Here is a 1,902-nt window from a genome sequence, read left to right on the forward strand (position 1 = left end):
ATATTGGCCGGGTGATGCTCAACCTGTTTAATAATGCCTTTTATGCGGTGAATCAGAAACAGAAAACAGCGGGGGAAGAATACAAACCCGAAGTATCGGTAACTACTTCAACACAAAACGGGCAAATCACCATCAAAGTAAAAGACAATGGGGTAGGCATGCCTGATCACGTTAAAGAAAAAATCATGCAGCCATTTTTTACGACAAAGCCAACCGGCGAGGGAACCGGACTAGGCTTATCCCTAACTTATGATATGGTAGTGAAAGGGCATAGCGGAAGCATACTTGTTAATAGTGTGGATGGTAAAGGTTCCGAATTTATAATTCAATTGCCGATAGTTTAAACACCTTATTAAGCCGTTTACTATATTTGCAGCCAAACCCGGTTAATCATCACTGATGTCAAAACTCGCCAAACTTGTTTACAACAAAGCTTTTGTATTAACCCTTTATTTTGGACTGAGTTTATTCGCTGTGGTAAAAAGCGTAATTGTCCATCACATACACAACAATTATTTTGTCTATAAATTCGGCTTTATCAATACTATACACCTGCATACGGTGTTCGGCCCCCAGCCGGCGCATTACAACGACCTTTATCATTACGGCCCTGTATTCGCCCTTTTGATGGCACCATTTGCCCTATTGCCGGATAGTTTGGGTGTCATACTTTGGGTAATGTTTAATGCATGGGCCTTGTATATCGCTATAAAATTACTCCCCTTAAAAGACCAATATTACCTGCCTGTTTTGCTTATTTGCGCACATGAATTAATGACCTCTACGGCCAACGTCGAGATCAACCCTTTAATCGGGGCTTTAATTATTTTGAGTTTCGTATTTATCCGGAATAAAAAGGATTTTTGGGCAGCACTGATGATCTGCCTGGGCGTTTTCATCAAACTTTACGGCATAGTTGGGCTGGCTTTCTTTTTCTTTTCGGATAACAAGCTCAAATTTATATTGAGCATTGTATTTTGGTCGGTCGTTTTGTTTTTATTACCGATGCTGATATCGTCGCCTTCTTATATCATTCAAACTTACCATGATTGGTACGGCGACCTGGTTCAAAAGAATTTAAGCAATATAGGGCCAAGCCTCCAGGATATTTCAGCAATGGGATTGATTCGAAACCTTTTTAATTACAGGCAATTATCAAATATCACCGTACTTATTCCGGGTATAATTCTATTTGGCACCTGGTATGCCCGGATAAAATATTACCGGGTTATACCCTACCAGTTATTGTTGCTGGCTTCAACGCTCATTTTTGTGATCATCTTTAGCAGTTCATCTGAATCGCCTACCTATATCATTGCCTTTGCAGGTGTTGCCATATGGTTTATGAACCTGCACCGGCCGGTTACCGCGTTTGAGCTGTTTTTATTTGTTTTCGCGCTATTATTAACAAGTCTTTCGCCGTCAGACCTATTTCCCCATTATATCCGGGTAAATTATGTGATCCCCTATAAACTCAAAGCGCTGCCATGCGTATTGATCTGGCTGAAGATCATTTATGAAACCATTTTTAGGAAATTTAATGCGAAAATTGAAGATAAAGCTGCATCAGCGATTTAAAATACAGTTTTGTTTAATCACCTAAATACCGATACCACCAAAGCCGAATCATAACATTATAGGGTACGCATGCTGTTTTAATAAGGATTTCCATTTATTGTCTGTTTATTACCGGCAAATAAACAGTGTAAAAGAACATCCGCCAAACCATATACTGTAAATGTTTGAACAAGACGGTACAAGATAAGGCTGCCGGATAAAAACAAAAAAGGCTACTTATATTGGTTATAAATAGCCTTCTGTATTGAAGTAAATCAGCTGATAAGATCAGGGAAATCGCTTTTAAAAACTAATAGCTAACAGGAGGCACCTACGGAGCCATCA

General features: G+C 39.3%; 2 protein-coding genes. Both read left to right on the forward strand.

Features of this window, described 5'->3' with window-relative positions; translation table 11 throughout:
• Nucleotides 1–344: ATP-binding protein (locus tag QZY09_RS20320; protein ID WP_295675450.1), on the forward strand; the 344-nt coding region annotated here is incomplete at its 5' end.
• A gap of 55 nt (nucleotides 345–399) precedes the next feature.
• Nucleotides 400–1,578 (forward strand): glycosyltransferase family 87 protein, encoded by a 1,179-nt coding sequence (locus QZY09_RS20325; RefSeq protein WP_295675452.1) that lies wholly within the window; start codon nucleotides 400–402, stop codon nucleotides 1,576–1,578.
• Nucleotides 1,579–1,902: the final 324 nt, after the last annotated feature.

Source organism: uncultured Mucilaginibacter sp. (assembly GCF_903913935.1).
In the GTDB taxonomy this organism is placed as follows: domain Bacteria; phylum Bacteroidota; class Bacteroidia; order Sphingobacteriales; family Sphingobacteriaceae; genus Mucilaginibacter.